The organism is Streptomyces yatensis, assembly GCF_018069625.1.
Classification (GTDB): domain Bacteria; phylum Actinomycetota; class Actinomycetes; order Streptomycetales; family Streptomycetaceae; genus Streptomyces; species Streptomyces yatensis.
Genome location: NZ_CP072941.1, coordinates 5098137 through 5114528 on the forward strand (window position 1 = coordinate 5098137; position 16392 = coordinate 5114528).

16 protein-coding genes are annotated in these 16392 nt (G+C 71.9%); 7 read left to right on the plus strand and 9 right to left on the minus strand.

From position 1 onward, the window contains the following. Nucleotides 1-16: 16 nt before the first annotated feature. From J8403_RS21270 to J8403_RS21280, 3 genes are all read right to left on the minus strand, one after another. Entirely contained in the window at nt 17-1018 is a 1002-nt protein-coding gene (locus J8403_RS21270) for a proline racemase family protein (RefSeq protein WP_211124558.1), read from the minus strand. 132 nt (nt 1019-1150) lie between these two features. Continuing rightward, a complete protein-coding gene (locus J8403_RS21275) occupies nt 1151-2071 on the minus strand; it encodes a dihydrodipicolinate synthase family protein (RefSeq protein WP_211124559.1) in 921 nt (306 codons plus the stop codon). 116 nt (nt 2072-2187) lie between these two features. Further along, the gene (locus J8403_RS21280) at nt 2188-4188 is read right to left on the minus strand and encodes a TerD family protein (RefSeq protein WP_246585927.1); all 2001 of its coding nucleotides are present in this window, start codon (nt 4186-4188) and stop codon (nt 2188-2190) included. A 581-nt stretch (nt 4189-4769) separates the two neighbouring features. On the opposite strand from J8403_RS21280, the gene J8403_RS21285 reads away from it, so the two are divergent. Further along, entirely contained in the window at nt 4770-6566 is a 1797-nt protein-coding gene (locus tag J8403_RS21285; RefSeq protein WP_211124560.1) for a cellulose binding domain-containing protein, read from the plus strand. Nucleotides 6567-6670: 104 nt separating this feature from the next. Continuing rightward, nucleotides 6671-7015 carry a hypothetical protein gene (locus J8403_RS21290; protein WP_211124561.1) on the plus strand — a complete coding sequence of 115 codons (345 nt, stop codon included), beginning with the start codon at nt 6671-6673 and terminating at the stop codon, nt 7013-7015. Nucleotides 7016-7062: 47 nt separating this feature from the next. Here the strand turns inward: J8403_RS21290 and J8403_RS21295 are convergent, their stop codons facing one another. The 3 genes from J8403_RS21295 to J8403_RS21305 form a co-directional block, all read right to left on the minus strand. Further along, entirely contained in the window at nt 7063-7329 is a 267-nt protein-coding gene (locus J8403_RS21295; RefSeq protein ID WP_211124562.1) for a hypothetical protein, read from the minus strand. Next, nucleotides 7326-7751: a hypothetical protein gene (locus tag J8403_RS21300; protein ID WP_211124563.1), complete on the minus strand. Its 426-nt coding sequence runs from the start codon at nt 7749-7751 to the stop codon at nt 7326-7328. The genes J8403_RS21295 and J8403_RS21300 overlap by 4 nt, the downstream gene beginning before the upstream one ends. Nucleotides 7752-7866: 115 nt before the next feature. Continuing rightward, entirely contained in the window at nt 7867-8586 is a 720-nt protein-coding gene (locus J8403_RS21305; protein ID WP_211124564.1) for a response regulator transcription factor, read from the minus strand. A gap of 252 nt (nt 8587-8838) precedes the next feature. On the opposite strand from J8403_RS21305, the gene J8403_RS21310 reads away from it, so the two are divergent. The 5 genes from J8403_RS21310 to J8403_RS21330 all read left to right on the plus strand — a co-directional run bounded on the left by J8403_RS21310 (nt 8839) and on the right by J8403_RS21330 (nt 13597). Then, on the plus strand, nt 8839-10203 hold the full coding sequence (locus J8403_RS21310) for an aldehyde dehydrogenase family protein (RefSeq protein ID WP_211128361.1): 1365 nt from the start codon (nt 8839-8841) through the stop codon (nt 10201-10203). Nucleotides 10204-10376: 173 nt separating this feature from the next. Further along, nucleotides 10377-11477 (plus strand): AMP-binding protein, encoded by a 1101-nt coding sequence (locus J8403_RS21315; protein WP_211124565.1) that lies wholly within the window; start codon nt 10377-10379, stop codon nt 11475-11477. 156 nt (nt 11478-11633) lie between these two features. Beyond that, entirely contained in the window at nt 11634-12122 is a 489-nt protein-coding gene (locus tag J8403_RS21320) for a hypothetical protein (protein ID WP_211124566.1), read from the plus strand. 96 nt (nt 12123-12218) lie between these two features. Then, nucleotides 12219-12887, plus strand: coding sequence for a thioredoxin-like domain-containing protein (locus J8403_RS21325; RefSeq protein WP_211124567.1), 669 nt, complete (start codon nt 12219-12221; stop codon nt 12885-12887). Further along, nucleotides 12884-13597 (plus strand): DUF305 domain-containing protein, encoded by a 714-nt coding sequence (locus J8403_RS21330; RefSeq protein WP_211124568.1) that lies wholly within the window; start codon nt 12884-12886, stop codon nt 13595-13597. The genes J8403_RS21325 and J8403_RS21330 overlap by 4 nt, the downstream gene beginning before the upstream one ends. 40 nt (nt 13598-13637) lie before the next feature. Here J8403_RS21330 and J8403_RS21335 read toward each other — a convergent pair whose 3' ends face one another. The 3 genes from J8403_RS21335 to J8403_RS21345 form a co-directional block, all read right to left on the minus strand. Next, nucleotides 13638-14219 carry a TetR-like C-terminal domain-containing protein gene (locus J8403_RS21335; protein WP_246585928.1) on the minus strand — a complete coding sequence of 194 codons (582 nt, stop codon included), beginning with the start codon at nt 14217-14219 and terminating at the stop codon, nt 13638-13640. 317 nt (nt 14220-14536) lie between these two features. Further along, nucleotides 14537-15667, minus strand: a complete 1131-nt coding sequence (locus J8403_RS21340; RefSeq protein ID WP_211124570.1) for a methyltransferase domain-containing protein — start codon at nt 15665-15667, stop codon at nt 14537-14539. 8 nt (nt 15668-15675) lie between these two features. After that, a complete protein-coding gene (locus J8403_RS21345; protein WP_211124571.1) occupies nt 15676-16374 on the minus strand; it encodes a helix-turn-helix domain-containing protein in 699 nt (232 codons plus the stop codon). Nucleotides 16375-16392 lie beyond the last annotated feature (18 nt).

Here is a 16392-nt window from a genome sequence, read left to right on the forward strand (position 1 = left end):
GCCACGCTCGCTCCCCCTACAGCAAGAACCCGGCCGGAAACGGATCGTCGGGATCGAGATGGAACTGCGCGGTACCGGTGACCCAGGCCCGTCCGGTGATCGCGGGCACGACGGCGGGCAGCCCCGCCACCGTGGTCTCCTCCAGCAGCCGCCCGATGAACCGCGTCCCGATGAACGACTCGTTCACGAACTCCTCGCCCAGGCCCAGCTCGCCGCGTGCGTAGAGCTGCGCCATCCGCGCGGAGGTGCCGGTCCCGCAGGGGGAGCGGTCGAACCAGCCCGGGTGGATGGCCATGGCGTGGCGGGAGTGGCGCGCCGTCGACCCCGGGGCCTTCAGATAGACATGGTGGCAGCCGGTGATGTCCGGCCGCTCGGGGTGATGGGGTGGCTGCTGCGCGTTCACCGCCTCCATGATCTTCAACCCGGCGGTCAGCAGCTCCTGCGCCGCCGCCCGGTCGAAGGGGAGCCCGAGCGCGTCCAGCTCCACGATGGCGTAGAAGTTGCCGCCGAAGGCGATGTCGTAGCGCACCGCGCCGAAGCCGGGCACCCGCACCGTACGGTCCGTGGCCAGGGAGAACGAGGGCACGTTCCGGATCGTCACCGAGGTCGCGGCCCCGTCGCGCACGGCGACGTCCGCGACCACCAGGCCGGCCGGGGTGTCCAGGCGGATGGTGGTGACCGGCTCGCGTACCTCGACCATCCCGGTCTCGACCAGCACCGTGGCCACTCCGATGGTGCCGTGCCCGCACATCGGCAGCACACCGGACACCTCGATGAAGAGCACTCCGTGGTCCGCGTCCGGCCGGGTCGGCGGCTGCAGGATGGCCCCGCTCATCGCGGAGTGGCCGCGCGGTTCGTACATCAGCAGGGTGCGCAGATCGTCCTGGTGCTCCATGAACCAGCGGCGGCGCTCGGCCATGGTCGCGCCCGGGAGCGTCCCCACCCCGCCGGTGACGACGCGGGTGGGCATGCCCTCGGTGTGGGACTCCACGGTGTGCAGGACCCGCCGCGACCTCATGAGCGCCCCCTTGCCGTTCGCCGCGACCTCACCGGCGCCCCTTCGCCGAGGGACCATTCGCCGACCGGCGCCTCACCGACGGGCCCTTCGCCGAGGGGCGCCTCACCGACGGGCCCTTCGCCGACCGGCGCCTCACCGGTACCCCAGCCCGAGCACGGTCTCGGTCTCGCGCACGACGCGCGCCGCCACCTCGCCGCTCAGCCGCGAGCGCGGCGGCCGGCAGGATCCGCCGCGCAGCCCGGCGAGGTCCATGGACGCCTTGATGGCCTGGACGAACTCGGTCCTGGAGTCCCAGCGCAGCAGCGGATGCAGCGCGCGGTACAGCGGCAGCGCCTTCTCCAGGTCCGCGCCGACGCCCGAGGTGGCGAGCCGGTACAGCTCCACGGTGGACTCGGGAATCGCGTTCGGATATCCGGCGATCCACCCCACGGCTCCGGCGAGCCCCAGCTCCAGCAGGACGTCATCGGCGCCGACCAGCAGATCCAGCCCGGGGGAGCGCTCGGCGATCTCGTACGCCCGCCGCACATCCCCGCTGAACTCCTTGACCGCGACGATCAGCCCCTCCCCGTGCAGCTCGGCCAGCAGCTCCGGGGTGAGGTCGACCTTGGTGTCATGGGGGTTGTTGTACGCCACCACCGGCAGCCCGGCCCGCGCCACCTCGCGGTAGTGGCCGACCACGGCCTCCCGGTCGGCGCGGTAGCTGTTCGGCGGCAGCGCCAGCACCGCCCGCGCCCCGGCCTCCCGCGCCTGCTCCGCCCACCGCCGGCTCTCCAGCGCCCCGTACGCCGCCACCCCCGGCATCACCCCGAACCCCTCGGGCGCCGCCTCCACGGCCACCCGCACCACCCGCGCCCGCTCCTCGTCCGTCAGCGTCTGATACTCCCCCAACGACCCGTTGGGGCAGACCCCGTCACATCCGTGCTCGGCGAGAAACCGCACATGGGCGGCGTATCCCTCGTAGTCGACCGACAGCTCGTCATCGTCTTGGAACGGCAGCGCCGTGGCGACATGAACGCCACGCCAGGGCGCGGAAACACCGGGAATCTCGGGCATGCGGAACCTTCTCGGGGAGGGGACCAGGCCACTTGTCCGTTCAACGGTAACAGTGCAATGTCACACCGCACAGTGGCCCGATCCGCCTCTTCACCCCCCGTCGGCGGAGCAGCCCGCTACGGCCGACGGCTCGGGCGCCGTCCCAAGTGGGCGACGACACCGGAGTGGAAGCGATCCACGGCGTCATCGACACTGCGGATGAAGCCGGACTCGGCGTTGCCTCGGGCGCTGCCCATGCTCTTGAAGAGGGAAAGCCGGAAACCGGTTATCCGGGCGCCGCTCTTGGGGAGCATGTCGGCCGGTTCGGGGCGGAGCCGCTCAAGGGTGCCGCGCGGGCCGCCGCCCTCTCCCTCGACAAGGGTTTCCACATGGAGATCGGCGGGGGCCTCGGCGAGTTGGCGGACCAGGCGCTTGGCCCAGCTCAGGGGGTAGCCCTGGTCCGGGGCCGGAATCTCAATGGAAGTGCGCAGCTTGCCGGTCCGCAGATCAGCGACGATCGCGAGAATCCCCGGGGTGTCCTCAATACGCAGCTCGGCGTGGAGGCGGCCGTCCTGGCAGAGCCGGTCGGCCGTGGCCGCACGGCGGGAGCTCTGGTCGGTCCCTCGCCTGGCGCGCTGGACGGGCAGGACCTTCTGTCCGAGTTCGCCTCCCAGCCGCAGACAGACCTGGCGGATGAGCCGATCCCAGCTCTCGACCACATCGATGGCGCGCTGATCCCCCTGGCACAGCGTCTCGTTGTCGATGCCGTTGCGCACCGGCACCCATGCCGGGCCCATGTTCTGGAAGCCGTGGCAGCCGGAGTTCTCGTGCTGGAGGTACTGCAGCAGTTCCTGGAGGAGCCAGGCGTGCGCGGTGTTGCCCACGCCTTCGTGGCGGATCAGCATCTGGGCATGGTGGGCCACCTCGGCCCAGGACAGGTGCCAGAGCGCGACCTTGTGCTTACGGCGTCCGTCCACCTTGACGTCGACCAGTGGGCTGCCTTCGATGGCAACGTCGTTGGACAGCGTGATCACCGCCTCGTAGCCCCGCCGGGCGGCAATATCCATGTAGTCCTGGACCTGCTCGGACTTCAGCGGATTGCCGTTGGTCTTCGTCTCCACCAGGGCGGTCCACAGTTTCCCGGCCCGTTCGACGCGGATCACGCCGTCAGGGCGCTTGGGGGCGTTGCCACCGTGCGGCAAGGAGACCTCGGTGAAAGTCTCCATGCGGCCGGCGGGCGCGCCGAAGGCCGCGGTGAGCCGACGGCCGAACTCCGGCACCTGAGTCATCACCGACAGCAGGACGGACGTCGCGCGCATTTCCCGTTCCCGGTCATTTTTGAGCGAGGAAACCGGGAAGAGCCGAGCCGCCCGCCAGGACTCGTTCTCCGCCAGCGACTTCTTGGCGACCTTGGGAAGCGTGACCTTCTTCCTGGCCGTACGGGGACGCCGGGCCGAGGCCGGTACGGACTCCTCGCCCATAGCCCGTGCCGTGGACGCCGTCTGCGCGGGGATACCGGGAGTCCCCTCGGCCTCGGGCGCCGATGCCTGCTCCACCGCCTCCGGCGCCGCCTCCGCCTCCTCGTCGGCCGCGTCATCGTCGATGTCGATGCCGAAGTCCATGGCCAGGCCGGCCAGTCCGGACTCGTACCCCTGGCCGACGGCTCGGAACTTCCACTCCTCGCCCCGGCGGTAGAGCTCGCCGAAGATGAACGCGGTCTCCACATCCGCGTCATCGATCGAGAACCCCAGCAGGGTCTCACCGCTCCGGTCCGCGAGGGTCATCCGGAGGTCACTGAGATCGCCGAACCTGGCGCCGCCGTACCGGCTGGCCGCCACGACGATCCGCTCAACATCCGGAGGTGTCGCCGTCAGGTCGAGGCTGATGCGGTCCTCGTTTCCCTCTGCGGTCGGCGTCTTGCCCAGCAGTTGCACACTGCCGTCGGCCGCGGCCGGATTGTTGTAGAAGTAGAAGTCCGCGTCGCCGCGGACCTTGCCATCACCGTTCAGCAGCAGCACGGAGACGTCAGCGTCCCCGTCTCCGGACGCTGTGCTCCAGTTCAGGCTCAGGATCACGGATCCTGCGTCCTCGCTCAGAGTCGCCAGGCTGACATTGCCACCCTTGGTCATCTCGCGCATGGTTGGTCCCCCCAAACAGCCGCCTCGGGGCCCGCCCGGACAGCCTCTTCATTGCAATGCGTGACGCACTGCACATTTCGCGTGAGTGGAGTGAACCTTAGCGTCCGAACCACGCGATTCGGGAGGTCATGTGCTGATTAACGCAGACGCCCCGCCTCGACGGATACGCCCCACCCGCCCACCTGTTGGCACCAAGCGCTCATAACTGGGGCCCGACCCGGAGGGCGGGGTGCGGCTCACCGGAAGTCACCGGAAACGCACAGGAGTTCACACGGCGAACGGTGCGGTCTGGACCTTTTGCGGCGTGCGACTTCATGTCGCATTGGGCAGTGAACGTGACTACTATTCACCTCAATTCGGCACGACCTCACGGCTTGTCAGGCGGCTCCACATCCCTAAACGGGGACTGCTCTACGTCTCTTGTCAGCCAGGTCACCGGCGTGAAAGGCTCGGCCCGCCCCGTAAGGGGAATCCCCAACTCCGAGGCACAGCTGTGCTGTTGGCTGACCACCCCGCGGCCCGTTTATGAGAGGGTTGCCCCCGGCGGGGGCGCCGCTGTTCGTGAGTGAGGAATCGCCTCCATGCCCGACCACTCATCGCCCAGGGAATCTCCCGGGGACGGCCCCCCGGCGCGCCCCGGTCCCGCCGAAGCGCCCGCCGAGGACGTCGATGGCGCGGCCTCCGCGACGGCGCTGCTGGGCGCCTATTGGGAAGCGGTCGCCGATTACGCGGAACTGTGCACGACCACTCCCGAAGACGGGATGCGGCTCGCCACCGAGGCGTTCCGGCGCGGTATTCGGGAGACCCGCCACCGCCGTACCCGCGGCTTCGGCAAGCGTCTCCCGTGGCTGCCGCTCTTTCTGACCTCGGTACGCAAGACCGCCGCCGACTGGCACGCCCACCGGCACGGCGACCGGCTCAACCCGGAGCTGCGGACGTGGCTGACCTCCGACCTCGCCGCCCGCTTCGCCGCCCCGCCCCGCGACCAGCCGCTCGCGCTGCGCGCGCTGCGGGATCTGCCGGAGGCGGACGGGGAGCTGCTGTGGCTGGTCGAGGTGGAGGCGCGGTCCATCGAGGCGGTGGCCCGGCAGCTGGGCTACGACCCGGAGTACGCCACCGAGGAGATCGCCCGGGTCCGCGCGGCCTTCCGCGAACGGTGTCAGCGCGCCCATGTGGAGACCCTCACCGACGAGGAGTGCCGCAGCTACGCCAAGCTGCTGGACGCCGCCACCCGGGCGCCCGACTCCCCCTCACCCGCCGACCTGTGGCAGCACCTCGCCCGTTGCCGGTCCTGCCGTGACGCCGCCACCTGCATGTATGTGGACGGCGAGGGGTTGCCCGGCGCGCTGACGAGCGGGGTCATCGGCTGGGGCGCGCACCCCTATCTCGCGCGGCGCCGCGCGCTCGCCGAGCGGGCCCCGGGCACCGCGCCGAGCGCCCGCGCAGCCGCGCCCACCGCGCACGCGGTCCGCGCGCCGCTGTGGGAGCGGCTGCGCGACCGGGTCCTGGACGCGATCGGGGGGCGACGGAGCAGACGGGCCGTTGGCAGACGGGCCGGTGACGCGGGCGGCAGAGCCGGGGCCGACGGCAGAGCCGGGGCGGGCGGGGCGGATGGTGCGGGTGGTGCGGGTGGTGCGGGTGGTTCCCGCGCCGGCGGGCATCGGGTCGGCCGGAGCCGCGCCTCCCGCCGCCGGTTACGCAGAGCCCGTACGGCGGTCATCCTGGCGGTGATAGCCGTCGTCGCCCTCGCCGCACTGGTGGCGATGACCAGAACCGCCGCGGACTCCGACGACCGCAGCGGCGGGTCCATCGGCCCGGACGAGACGTACGGCAGCCTGGCCCCCGCCACCTCCTCACCGGGCACCCCCGGCGGCACCGCCTCCGCGAACCCCTCGACGGGCGGGAGCGGCGGCCCGGGCGAGGGCTCCGGCCACGACCCCGGCAAGGGGCCGACGAGGAAGCCCGGTCACTCCCCCTCCGCGTCCCCGTCGCCCTCCAAGGGCGGCTCCGGCTCCGCCTCCGGCCACGGCGGAAGGCCGCCATCCGGCCGGACGCCCGGCGCATACGCCGACTGCACGGCCCGCTTCCAGCTGGTCACCGAGTGGCCCGAGGGCTTCAAGGCCGCCGTCACCCTCACCTCCCGCAAGCCCCTCGACGACTGGCGGATCACCTGGACCTTCCGCGACTCGCAGCGGGTGACCCAGATGTGGGACGGGGAGTTCACGCAAGCCGGCGCGAAGGTGACCGCCACCGCCGCCGACTACAACAAGCGGGTCAAGGCGGGCGGCTCCCTCTCCGTGGGCTTCCTCGGCACCTGGAACGACGGCAACCGGCCGCCCGGGTCGTTCACCCTGAACGGCCGCCCCTGCGCGGACTGACGACACCGCTCCACCCGGCCCGAACGGCGTTCCCACCCGGCCCGAACGGCGTTCCCACCCGGATGGCGGAACAAGTCCTCCGTCCAGGGGGAAAACATCTCGGGGTGAGCAGTGTCCTGAGCGGCATCGTGACCCTGCCCCCCGACGCCCCCGCGGGGCGGGCGGCGCGGGTGGTGGTGGAGGTGCGCAACGTGTCCCGCTCCGATACGCCCGAGTCGATCGTGGCGGCGCAGGTCCTCACCGATGTGCCGCTGAGCCCGGGGGGCCACGTCCCGTTCAGTGTCACCGTCCCCGGGGAGCTGGTGCCGGGCGCCAACTACGGGCTGCGGGTCCATGTGGACGTCAGCGGCTCCGGGGTCATGGAGAGCGGCGATCTGGTCAGCACCGAGGCCAACCCCGTACCGGCCGGATCCACCGCCGGTCTGATCGCCTCGGTCACCCTCGTCTGAGGGGCCCCGGCGCGATGCCGCGCCGGGGGCCTCCCGACGTCGTGTGGTCAGTTGTCGCCCGCCGCGTCGGAGTCCGCCTTGTCGGCCGCCGACTCGGCGTCGTCCACCAGCTTGTTCAGCTCGTCGAGCTCGGAGCTGGACGGAGCCGGTGCGGTGGCCGACGGGGCGGACGAGGACCCCGATGAGCCGCCCGAGCCGTCCGCGTCGTCCGAACCGCCCTTGCCGCCACCGCAGCCGGTGGCCAGCGCGGCGCAGAGCACCGCCGCGGCCGCCACGGCCCAGGGGCCGCGCCGTACGGGCCGCCCGCGCCTCATGTGCCGGAGCCCTCACCGCGCGAGGCGCACCACGTCTGGACCTTCGACAGGTCCTTCTGGCGCTGCTCGAGCGTGGTCACGAGGGACCTGCGGAAGGTGAGCTTGTGGTTGAGGAAAGTCTCGACCTCGGTGTGGTCCGCCTTCTTGGCCCGCTCGACCCGCTTCGCCAGCCGGGCGACGGACCCCTTGACGTTCGCCTGGCCCTTCAGCCGCTTCAGCGCCCGGTCCAGCCGCTCGTCGATCTTCTTGGCGCGCTTGCACAGCCCCTGGGAGCCGTCCCCCGCCCCCTTGTGCGGCTTCGCGCTCGGAGTGGCGGCCGGTGTCGAGGCCGGGGCGCTGCCGTCCGCCGCAGCGACGCCCACCGGACCGAGCAGGGCAGCGGTGGCCGCGCAGGCCACGATGACGCTCTTTCCACGGTGCATGGTGCTGTTCCTTCCCTCGGGGCCGGACGGCCCGGGAGGGACCGGGCCGTCCCGGACTAGGGAAAAACCTAGGAGCCTTCTTTGTGGAAATTCTGTGGGCCGCAACAGCCCCCGTTCACACGCCTGTTGCACGGCCCTCCGGGGTTCCCGACGGCCGCAGGACGAAGCCCACGCCGCGCACCGTGTGCAGCATCCGGGGCCGGCCGCCGGCCTCCAGCTTGCGGCGCAGATAGCTGACGAAGGTGTCCACCGCGTCCGTCCGCACCTCGAAGTCATAGCCCCAGACGCGGTCCAGCAGCTGATCGCGGGTGAGCACGATCCCGGCGTTGCGGGCGAACATGTCCAGCAGCTCGAACTCGCGCCGGGTGAGCCGCAGCGGCGTCCCGTCCAGCCACGCCTCGCGGGCCTCCGGCGCCATCTCCAGCGCGCCGGCCCGCACCCGGTCGGTGGCGGCGGGCGGACGGCGGCGCAGCAGGGCGTGCAGCCGCAGCACCAACTCCTGGAGCGCGAACGGCTTGACGAGGTAGTCGTCGCCCCCGGCCTGCAGCCCGGCCACCCGGTCGGCCACCTCGTCGAGCGCCGAGAGCATCAGGACGGGGACGTCATTGCCGTCCCCGCGCAGGGCGCGGCACACCTCGATACCGCTGAGGTCGGGCATGGAGATGTCCAGGACCACCACATCGGGCGCGCCGTCGCGCACCGCGGCGAGCGCGGCGTGGCCGCCGTCCGCGAGGGTCACGGAGAACCCGTTGAGCCGCAGCCCGCGCTCCAGGGACCGCCGTATGGCCGCGTCGTCGTCGGTCACCAGGACGCGACCGCCACCTGTCTCTCCCATGTCCCTACCACCTCCGGCCGGGCATGGTACGTGGCCCGGGGTGCGCCCGGCCCGGCCCAGGGGGCCGGTATGGCCTTTGGGCCAATTGACTTGGTCCCGTCCGCGCCGTGGGATAAGCGTGGTTCACCCCTTTCCCGCCGCGCCCGCCCAGGGGCCGGTGTGTCCTCCGCCCGCGAAGGAGCCAGCGTGTCCCAGCCCGCCACCACCCCGGACGCCCTGGACGCGCCGCGTACCCCGCCCGCCCCCGGCACCCTGCAAGCTCTGGACGCCCTCGGCCCCAAGGGGCCCTACCGCTCCCGGCACCGACTCACCATCAGCGATGTCACCGGCGTCCCCATGGCCGAACTGTCCCTGGTGCCCAGGCTGTTCGTGACCCGGGCGCTGGCCGCGCTGCACGCCGCCGTCACGCCGCCGCTGGAGGAGCGGCTGGCCGCGCTGAAGCGGGCCGGGGAGCTGTTCGCCACCGGCACCGTCGCCGGGATGACGGCGGCGGCGTACGAGAGCGCGGTGTGCCGGATGTCGGGCACCCCGCTCGCCAATGTGCGGATCGCCGTGGAGGCGATACGGCTCAGCGCCACCGAGGCGTACCGCAGTGTCCAGGCGGCCCGCCCGGTGGGGGCGGTGGGCGACTGGCGCGATCCGTACGCCCGCGGCGGCACCGCCGTGTGGATCCGGCGCGGCGATGTCTTCGCCGTGCACGCCGCCGGCAACCACCCGGCCGTGCACGCCCTGTGGCTGGAGGCGCTGGCGCTGGGCTACCGGGTGGCCGTACGCCCCTCCCGCCGTGAGCCGCTCACCCCGTACCGGCTGGTCAGCGCCCTGCGCGAGGCGGGTTTCGGGACGGATCAGGTGGTGCTGCTGCCCACCGACCACGACGCGGCCGGGGAGATCCTGCACGGTGCGGATCTGTCCATGGTCTACGGCGGCCAGGAGGTCATCGACCGCTACGCCACCGATCCGGCCGTGCTGCCCAACGGCCCCGGCCGTTCCAAGATCCTGCTCACCGCCGACCGGCAGTGGCGCGACCACCTCGATGTCGTCGTCGACTCGATCGCCCGCCATGGCGGCACCGCATGCGTCAACGCCACCGCCGTGCTCGTCGAGGGCGATCCGGCGCCGGTCGCCGAGGCGCTGGCGGAGCGGCTCGCCGCGCTCCCCAGCCTGCCGCCGCGGGACGAGAAGGCGGTGCTGCCGGTCCATCCGCTCGAGACCGCGCGCGGCTTCGAGCGCCTGCTGCTCGGCAAGGCCGCGGGCGCCCGGGCGTGGCTGGGCGGCGACGGGGTGGTGGACGACCTCGGTGACGGCAGCGCGGTGCTGCGCCCCGCCGTCTTCCAGCTCGACGATCCTCTGGACCCGCGGCTGGGCATGGAGCTGTCGTTCCCCTGCGTCTGGGTGGCCCCCTGGACGCGGGCGGCGGGGGTCGCCGCGCTCCGGGACAGCCTGGTCGTCACGGCGATCACCGGGGACGAGGCGCTGCTGGACGCGCTGCTCGCCGAGCCGTCCGTCAAGAACCTCTACATCGGGGACCACCCCACGCACTGGATCGCCCCGGGCATCCCGCACGACGCGTATCTCGGCGAGTTCCTGATGCGCACGAAGGCCGTCATCCGCGGCTGACGGCGCCGACCCCGGCGTCGCCCGTCCCCCACAGCGCCGACCCCGGCGTCGCCCGTCCCCCACAGCGCCGACCCCGGCGCCGCCCGTCCCCCACAGCGCCGATCCCGCGCCGCCCGTCCCGACGGCCCGACCCGGCGTCGCCCGTCCCCCACGAGGAGCATGAGGAGCAACCCGTGCCGACAGCTTCCCTTTCCGTGCTCGACGTCCCCTTCGACGAGCGCCCCGACCCCGACGAGTACATCCGCGCCGCCATGGAGTGGCACTTCGGCCCGGACACCGGCTCCCCGTTCTGGCTGCGGAAGGCGCGCACACTGGACTTCGACCCGCGCCGTGACGTCAAGGGCGTCGCCGATCTCGCGCTCTTCCCCAATGTCACCGGGGAGTTGCGCGATGTGCCGGTGCGCGATCTGATCCCCCAGGGCTACGGCGCCGACGCCCGGATCGTCGGCGTCTTCGAAAGCGGCGGCACCACCGGCGCGCCCAAGCGGATCGTGTGTCTGCGCGACTGGCTGGACCGGCTCACCCACGGGCTGAGCGCCGACCTCGACGGGCTCGGCATCCCGCGCGGGGTGGACTGGCTCGCCATCGCGCCCAGCGGCCCCCATATGGTCGGCGAGATGGTCGCGGGCACGGCCGCGCGGCACGGCGGGCTGATGTTCCGCGTCGACATGGATCCGCGGTGGGTGAAGAAGCTGATCTCCGCCGGGAAGGCCGAGGAGACCGACGCGTATGTGAGCCACCTGGTGGAGCAGGCGGCGCACGTCCTGCGCACCCAGGAGGTCGGGGTGCTGATGACCACCCCGCCGCTGCTGGAGCGGCTGGCCCGGCACGACGACCTGATCGAGCTGATCAGGGAGAAGGTCAAGGGGATCATGTGGGGCGGCGCCCATATGGACGCCGACACCCGCGATCTGCTGCGCACCGAGGTCTTCCCCGACTGCGCGCTGTACGGCACCTACGGCAACACCATGATCCTCGGCGGCGCCACCGAGCGGCTGGGGCTCGGCCCGGACGAGCCGTGTGTCTTCGATCCGCGCACGCCGTTCGTCACCTTCTCGGTGGTGGACCCGGCGAGCGGGGAGCCGGTGCCGTACGGCGAGCGCGGCCAGGTGGTGATGAACCACGTCAGCAAGTCGGCTCTGCTTCCCCACAACCTCGAGCGCGATCTGGCGATCCGCGTCCCGCCGCCCGAGGGCGCGGCCGGGGACTCGGTGGCGGATGTGGGGCCGGTCGCGATGTTCGACGACGAGGTCGTGATCGAGGGCGTCTACTGAGGGGCGGCGTACGGCGGGCGGCGCCCGACCCACCGGGAGCTGCCGGACGCCACGGCTGACGCCACGCCTGACGCCACGCCCCCCACCAGGCGTTTGCCCACGTTCCGCCATGGACCCATTCAGTCGCGACAGGCGCAGTGGTTACGATCTGGCGCGATGGGCAGAGGGCAGGGCGGAGAGGGCCACATACGGACGGACGCGGTGCGCGGCACCGTGCCGTCCGTCCTGTGCCGTGCCCTGCTGCTGCTCGCCGCGGCGATATGGGTGGCGCCCTCGTGCGTCCATCCCGCCGCCGACCACGGCGGCCTGTCGACGGGGTGCCCGCGCCGCCCGGCGGACACCGCCGCGTGGGCCGAGCCGCACGAGAAGCCGGTCACCTATCCGTCGCCCGGACACGGCCCGTCCGAGGTCTCCGGCACCGGCACCGGCTCCGGGAGCGGTTCCGACACCGGTTCCGGGAGCGACGACTGTGTCACGGGCCCCCGGGGCGTGGTCCAGGCCCTGGTGCCCACGCCCGTACCCCCTCTCTTCCTCACCGAGGTTCCGCAGCCCGGCGGCCACCGGAATCCGGACTCCGTCCGGGCGCCGCCCGACCGCCCCCTCCGCGCCCTCGGCCTCCATCAGCTCCAAGTGCTTCGGACCTAGGCCGGCGCCGGTAACCGCGATGCACCGCTCCACCCATCCAGCGTGCGAAGTGCGCGAACTGCGCGAACTTTGAGTACTCCGAGGACAAGGACAGCCATGGGCTCCAAGGGATCGAAGACGAAGGGCAGCGCGGCCGACCGCCGCGCGAAGATAGAGGAACTGCGCCGCGCGGAGAAGGCGCGCGAGCGCAGGTTCCGGGCCATCACCATCACCTCCGTCGCGGTGATCGTCGCCGGACTCGCCGTCGGGGGCTACTTCCTCGTCGACGCGAGCAACAAGAAGGACGAGAAGGAGGCCAAGGTCACCTCCTCGGTCGTGAAGACCGGCGAGTTCAAGGGCATGAAGACCTGGAAGAACCTGGGCCGGACGCATGTCCAGGGCACCGTGAAGTACGCGATGTCGCCGCCGGTCGGCGGAAACCACAACCAGGTCTGGCAGAACTGCAACGGCGACGTCTACACCAAGCCGCTGGCGAATGAGAACGCGGTGCACGCGCTGGAGCACGGCGCGGTGTGGGTGACGTACACCGACAAGGCGTCGAAGGAGGACATCGCCACCCTCTCGGAGCGGGTGAAGAAGACCCCGTACTCGATGATCAGCCCCTACCAGGAGCAGGACGCGCCGATCGTCCTCAACGCCTGGGGCAACCAGCTGGACATCCAGAAGGCGTCGGACCCGCGGGTGGCCGCCTTCTTCAAGAAGTTCGTCCAGGGCAAGCAGACGCCCGAGCCCGGCGCCTACTGCACCAACGGAAAGACCTCGTGAGCGACGGGACCGCCGTCGGCCGCGCCGCTCGCCGGCCGCTGGTGGCGGGGATCGCCGCCGCCCTCGCGCTGCTGACGCTGGTGGCGGTGGCCGTGCTGTGGCTGACGAGCGACCGCTCGGAGGGCACGACCGACACGGGTACGCCGAAGGACACCTCCGCCGAGGCCGGTTTCGCCCGCGACATGTCCGTCCACCACCAGCAGGCGGTGGAGATGTCGTTCATCGTGCGCGACCGCACCGGCGACGACGAGGTGCGGCGGCTGGCGTTCGACATCGCCAGCACGCAGGCCACCCAGAGCGGCATGCTGCAGGGCTGGCTGGACATGTGGGGGCTGGACAAGACGTCCGAGGACCCGCCCATGACGTGGATGAAGAACGGCATGGACGGTATGGAGGGCATGGACCACGGCTCGATGAAGGGCATGGACGGCGGCGGTACGTACAAGCCGCACGACGGCTCGCTCATGCCGGGCATGGCCACCAACACGCAGCTCGACGAGTTGCGCAAGGCCAAGGGCAAGGCGGCCGAGGTGCTCTACCTGAAGCTGATGACCGCCCATCACAAGGGCGGCGTCGCGATGGCGAAGGGCGCGGTCGAACTGGTCAAGGACCCGACCGAGAAGCATCTGGCCACGACCATGGTCCAGGGCCAGCAGTCGGAGATCCAGCTGATGGCCGGGATGCTCAAGGCCCGCGGCGCCTCCGCCTGACCGACGCCTCGCCGATGGCGCCCCCGCCCCGGGGGCGCCATCACCCCTCGCGATCCCCCTTGCGATTCCCCTCGCGACTCTCCTTGCGTACGAACACCCCGGCGACGGTGGCCTGATACGTCGTCTCGACGGTGGTGTGCACCAGCCGCTCGTCGATGGACCCGCGCAGAATGAGCACCCGGTAGTAGAGGGGCGCCGCCAGCGCGGCGATGACCTCCCGCGGATCGGTGTCCTCGGGGATCTCCCCCCGCTCGACCGCCTGCCGCGCGATCAGGGTCACCTCCTCGATCCGCCGTACGAACGCGGCGCGGACGATCTCCTCGACCCGGGGATCGTGCGCGGCGGCCGCGAGCAGCCCCTGGAGTACGTTGCGGTTGCGCAGCGCGTTGTTGAAGTCCGCGATGGCCTGCGTGAGTTGCGTCAGATCCCGCCGGAAGTCACCGGTGTCCGGCGTCGGCAGCATCGAGCTGCGCTCGGCCAGCAGCTCGACGACGACCCCCTCCACCGTGCGCCAGCGCCGCCGGATGGTCGACACATGCACCCCCGACCGCCGGGCGAGCCGGTCCAGCGTGAGCGCGGCGAACGAATCGCGGTCGAGCTCCTCGTAAGCGGCCGCCAACACGGCGGCACGAGTCCGGGCCGTACGCCCCCCGGGGCGAGCCGACCCATGCGGTGGTCGCTCTGTCATGACGCGCCGACTCTACGGCCCCTCCACCCTCGTGAGCACCAGATCTTCACCACATCCGGGCGCCCTACGCCGGGTAACCCATTGCACGGCGTACACGCCCCTCGCTATTGTGACACCCGTTACCTAATGCGCGCGACAGCGCATTAGGCCAACAGGGCGCAGAGTTGCCGGACCTTCCTCACGAGGGGAAGGAAGGTCCAGCACGCCCCCGTTCTGCCCCAGTTGCCCGGCACGCTGACGGCCGGATGGGGTCAGCCGTAGGAGGCCGACCACTTGCCGCGCGTGAAGTGGCACACACCGTCAGGCGTAATGTGCACACGGCTGCCGTAGATCGGTAGACCGCCCTCGGCGTTCAGCCGGTGCCGGATGCGTTCGAGCACCGTCCACAGGCGCCGCGGGCCGCCCTGGTGGACCGTGGGCGGGTCGATCCACGTCGCCGAGGCGCGCGCCCATGAGCCGTCGGCGTGCACGAGCCATGCCGTGCGCTGCCCGCCGCGCTCCTCGTAGTGGGTCTCGACGCCGGGCGCGGCGAGTTCGAGCATGGCGCGCACGTCCCACGCCTCCGCGACGTTGAGCACCGGATAGCGGCCCCGCATCACCTGCTCGCCCTCGAGGTCCCGTACAGCCGTGAACAGGTCATCCGTTCCCGGCGGGTAGTCGGCCCCGGTGCGGGTGCTCATGAACCCGGCCCGATCCCATTCGACGACTCCGCGCGCGCAGCCGTCCGCGTCCTTGTCGGCCGTGACGATCACATTCATGCGGGCGAGCGTGGTCACCAGGCGCCCGCCGGGGCGCAACGCGGCTGTCACGCTGGCGAGGTTGGGCAGTGCCACCATGGACACGACGCGGTCGAAGTCCCCCGGGAGCGGCCCCGTGACATCACAGGTGACCACCTGGGAGGACATGCCCAGGGAGGCAAGCCGATCGGTCGCCGTCGCGGTCAGATACGGGTCCACGTCCATGGCCGTGACGCGCTTGTCCCCGAGCCGCCGCGCGGCGAGGGCGGTACTGGCTCCGGTACCCGTGCCGATCAGGCCGAGGTCGGCGCCGTCATACAACAGCCCGTGGCGCAGCATGCGCACCACCAGGCCGGGCATGGTGCTCGATGATGTGGGCACGCCGCCCGGCCGGTCGTCGGGGCTCGCCCGGTCGGCATGCAGCGGGCCGACGCGGGTCACCAGGGACGTGTCGGAGTAGGCCGCGCGCAGCCATGCCGACTCGTCGGCCGGCCCGTCGCGCAACGCCCAGGTGCCACCGCCCGCCGGTTCCCACCACCGGGGCACGAAAGCGTGGCGGGGGGTGGAGGCCACCGCGTCCCGCCAGCGCGAGACGGGCGGAGTCACCTCGGCCGCGAGACGGTCGGCGTGCGGCTTCCAGTCCATCAGCCACCTCATTCGTCGTACTTCGGGTCGCACGCCTCCTGCTCAGCGGGCGAGCAGTCACCACCGTCGGACGACAACGTGGAGACGCCCATGGTCTCGAGGTGCGGATCGTCCGACCGCCGGGCGGCCTCCATCGAGCGCTCCAACGCCGTGAAACCGGCGTCCTCCTTGCCGAGCGCGGCCAGCGTGGTGGCCGCCACCTGGTACGCCTCGGCGAGCACCGCATGGGCCGCGGCGGCTTCGGCACCGCTGTGGGCATGGGCCGCCGTCCTGGCGTCCCGGATGAGCTGGGGCAGCAGGACGCCGATCTCGGCCATCCGCCCCTCGCGCCGCACGCGTTCGGTGGACCGTAACGCGGCGCGCAGCGCACCGATGGTGGGCGGGGCCTCGGGGTCGGCGTCCTCACCGAGGAGTTCGGTCAGCGGGGACACGGCCTGCCGTAGCGCGAGCACGGACGGCGAGTCACCCTCCTGACGGGCCTCGAAAGTAGTCGGCTGCCCGATCAGTACGGACGGTTCCACATCGAGGGCGCGGGCGAGGGCGTTGATCGTCGAGAGCCGCGCGGTCTGCCGCTGGCCCTGTTCCAGCTTGCGCACCACGTCCACGGACAGCTCCGCCCGTTCGGCGAGCCTCTCCTGCGTGAGCTTGCGCCGGACCCGGAACCGAGCGATCCGATCCCCGAGCCCCTGTCCGTCCTCACAGCCCATGGCCCTGGTCCCCCAACT

What these genes read in the sequence shown, in the direction of transcription:
- J8403_RS21320 (WP_211124566.1), top strand. Translation starts at nt 11,634, where the DNA reads ATGGGCAGAGGGCAGGGCGGAGAGGGCCACATACGGACGGACGCGGTG.
- J8403_RS21305 (WP_211124564.1), bottom strand. Translation starts at nt 8,586, where the DNA reads ATGGGAGAGACAGGTGGCGGTCGCGTCCTGGTGACCGACGACGACGCG.
- J8403_RS21280 (WP_246585927.1), bottom strand. Translation starts at nt 4,188, where the DNA reads ATGCGCGAGATGACCAAGGGTGGCAATGTCAGCCTGGCGACTCTGAGC.
- J8403_RS21275 (WP_211124559.1), bottom strand. Translation starts at nt 2,071, where the DNA reads ATGCCCGAGATTCCCGGTGTTTCCGCGCCCTGGCGTGGCGTTCATGTC.
- J8403_RS21295 (WP_211124562.1), bottom strand. Translation starts at nt 7,329, where the DNA reads ATGAGGCGCGGGCGGCCCGTACGGCGCGGCCCCTGGGCCGTGGCGGCC.
- J8403_RS21345 (WP_211124571.1), bottom strand. Translation starts at nt 16,374, where the DNA reads ATGGGCTGTGAGGACGGACAGGGGCTCGGGGATCGGATCGCTCGGTTC.
- J8403_RS21270 (WP_211124558.1), bottom strand. Translation starts at nt 1,018, where the DNA reads ATGAGGTCGCGGCGGGTCCTGCACACCGTGGAGTCCCACACCGAGGGC.
- J8403_RS21340 (WP_211124570.1), bottom strand. Translation starts at nt 15,667, where the DNA reads ATGGACTGGAAGCCGCACGCCGACCGTCTCGCGGCCGAGGTGACTCCG.
- J8403_RS21285 (WP_211124560.1), top strand. Translation starts at nt 4,770, where the DNA reads ATGCCCGACCACTCATCGCCCAGGGAATCTCCCGGGGACGGCCCCCCG.
- J8403_RS21325 (WP_211124567.1), top strand. Translation starts at nt 12,219, where the DNA reads ATGGGCTCCAAGGGATCGAAGACGAAGGGCAGCGCGGCCGACCGCCGC.
- J8403_RS21300 (WP_211124563.1), bottom strand. Translation starts at nt 7,751, where the DNA reads ATGCACCGTGGAAAGAGCGTCATCGTGGCCTGCGCGGCCACCGCTGCC.